Below are 2,626 nucleotides of genomic sequence, written 5' to 3' on the forward strand. Positions count from 1 at the left end.
GACGTTGCCGCCGGCATCCCCATTGAGGCCGTAACCGACATTGTGGACTATGAGGAGATCGACGACGCCATGGCCGCCAGCGGGGAACACTTTGGACTGAGGATCAAAGGCCGAAGCATGGAGCCTCGCATGATGGAGGGTGATGTGGTCATCGTCCGTAAACAAGACGCAGCAGAAAACGGGGACACCGTGGTGGTGCTGGTCAACGGCGATAGCGCAACGGTAAAGAAAATAAAATACGGGTCAGACGGGATTTCCCTGATCCCGACCAACCCGGCCTATGATGTTCAGTTTTATAGCGCCCAAGATGTGGAGCGCCTGCCGGTCCGTGTGATTGGCAAAGTCGTGGAGCTTCGGGCCAAATATTGAAAGAGAAAGAGAGAGATGGAGCATGGGCTTTCGATTCAGAAAAAGCATTAACCTTGGTCCAGCGAGAATCAACCTAAGCAAGTCCGGCGTGGGGTACAGTGTCGGTGGGAAGGGCTTCCGGGTTACAAAAAAAGCAACCGGAGGGACCAGGGCAACGGCGTCCATCCCAGGGACCGGATTGAGCTATGCGAAGGAGACTGGGAAGAACAGTCGCAGTAGCGATAGAAAAAATGGCGCAACCATGCCAACGAATTTCTCGCTGGCTGTTATCCTTATGACGAAATCAACAGCCTCTTGAGCACCATCCTGGAGGACAAGAAGATTGATGACGATGAGAGAAAGACCCTTCTGGCGTTTCTGAGCAATCTGGTGGAGTTCAAAGACTCATTCAACCTTAGTGAGAAAGACTTTTCAGACCTGAAAAATACATATTCTGTTCCTGGCATTTGCGCATCCTGCCCGGACGTGCAGATTGAAGGACGCACTTTCTGCTTCACCGGCGAGTCCTACCGTGCCACCAGAAAGGAGATCAACGACGTGATCTTGCGTCTGGGCGGAACTCTAAAAGGCAGTGTTTCCAAAAAGACAGATTACCTGGTTGTAGGCAATGCAGGAAATCCCTGTTGGGCCTATGCCTGCTATGGCCGAAAGATTGAGGAGGCTATGCAGCTCCGCAAAGCCGGTGCCAAAGTTGTCATCATCAACGAGACCGACTTCTGGGACGTTGTAGAGGACGCACTGTCTGGCATCGAATAACAAAAAAACACCTCCCCCGGCACCCGGGGGAGGTATCAAAAGTCCAATTTATCGAACATATGTACTTGTAGGATGAACGAAAGCCGCCCTGGTGCTGCAACACCAGAGCGGCGGAGCAAGAAGCCCACACACCAATGAGCAAGCGTCCTGCGGTCTCCATCTTATCACACAGGGGCCGGGGTGCGCAACCGAAAGGAGATCACCATGGCCAAGAAAAAGCCCAAATATCACGTCCGCCCGGACGGCCTCCATGAGGCTATCCGTGTCATCGGCGGCAAGCGCATTGCCTTCCGTGGAAAGTCAGATGCCGAAGTTGAACGCAAGATGATCGAGTACCAGACCCGTATAGCCCAAGGCCGCCCCTTTTCCGCTGTGGCGGATGACTGGGAGCGAGAACACTTTGAGAGCGTAGCTCCCAACACCCTGCGGGCCTACCGTCCGGCCTTAACCCGGGCGGTGGATCACTTCGGGGACGACCTGATCCGGGAGATCACCCCACCAGACATCAAACAGTTTATCGTGGACTTTGCCGCCAAGGGCTACGCCAAAAAGACCGTCACCACCCAGCTCCAGATTTGCAACATGATTTTCAGCTTTGCCGTGGAGCGTGGGGAGTGCGACACCAACCCCTGCACCTGCGTCAGCATACCCAAGGGTCTTCGCAAGACCTACCGGGATGCAGCCACCCCAGAGGATGAGCAGCATATCAAGGCCACGCCCCACATCTGGCTGCTGCCCTTCTTCATCCTGTATACCGGCTTGCGCAAGGGGGAGGCCCTGGCCATCCAGGGCCGGGACATTGACCGCAAGCACATGGTAATCCACGTCACTAAGTCCGTGTACCACGATAGTGGCGGACGCCCCCACATCAAGCCACCTAAGTCCAAGGCCGGAGTGCGGGACGTGCCTCTGCTGGCTCCCCTGCTCCCCCACCTGCCCAAGGTACTGGGGGCTGATAAATACCTATTCTCTCTGGACAAAGGGGTCACCCCCTTGACCGAGAGCGAGTACGCCAGGTTGTGGAAAAACTATGTCATGTCCACCGGGATCTCCTGCTCCGCCCACCAGCTGCGCCACAGCTACGCCACATTGCTTTTTGAGACAGACGGCGTGGAACTCAAGGACGCCCAGACCCTCCTGGGCCATTCCACAGCAGCCATGACCCAGGATGTCTATACCCACATCCGGGACACCCGCCAGGAGCGCACCGCCCAGCTGCTCAATGCCAAGCTGCAAAGAACTGTGTCCAACTTGGACACATGAAATCACTGTGTAGGCACTGTGTAGATTGGCTTGGTTTTCTGTGTATTTACTGTGTAGAGCGGGGTGTTTTTTGGGGTTTTCCCGTGACCCTTTAGGCATCATCTTGAAACGCAATTTTTCATACTGAAAAAGAAAAAACAGCCTGTAATTTCATGTTACAGGCTGTTTTTCGCAAAAATCAAAAAGAAAGAGCACAGTTTACACTGTGCTCTTTCTGGCGCGGAAGGAGGGATTTGAA

4 protein-coding genes are annotated in these 2,626 nt (G+C 54.4%); all 4 read left to right on the plus strand.

Translation table 11 applies throughout. From position 1 onward, the window contains the following. Window positions 1-369 (plus strand): LexA family protein (locus H9X86_RS11805; RefSeq protein WP_275962681.1); only part of this gene is annotated, 369 nt, incomplete at its 5' end. Between the two features lie 22 nt (window positions 370-391). After that, window positions 392-667, plus strand: coding sequence for a DUF4236 domain-containing protein (locus H9X86_RS11810; protein WP_204901698.1), 276 nt, complete (start codon window positions 392-394; stop codon window positions 665-667). Continuing rightward, window positions 664-1,125, plus strand: coding sequence for a BRCT domain-containing protein (locus H9X86_RS11815; RefSeq protein WP_204901699.1), 462 nt, complete (start codon window positions 664-666; stop codon window positions 1,123-1,125). Before H9X86_RS11810 ends, H9X86_RS11815 begins: the two co-directional genes overlap by 4 nt. Before the next feature lie 204 nt (window positions 1,126-1,329). After that, window positions 1,330-2,388 carry a tyrosine-type recombinase/integrase gene (locus tag H9X86_RS11820; protein WP_204901700.1) on the plus strand — a complete coding sequence of 353 codons (1,059 nt, stop codon included), beginning with the start codon at window positions 1,330-1,332 and terminating at the stop codon, window positions 2,386-2,388. Window positions 2,389-2,626 lie beyond the last annotated feature (238 nt).

Origin of the sequence: Pseudoflavonifractor capillosus (assembly GCF_016902575.1) — a bacterium.
Classification (GTDB): Bacteria; Bacillota; Clostridia; order Oscillospirales; family Oscillospiraceae; genus Enterenecus; species Enterenecus capillosus_A.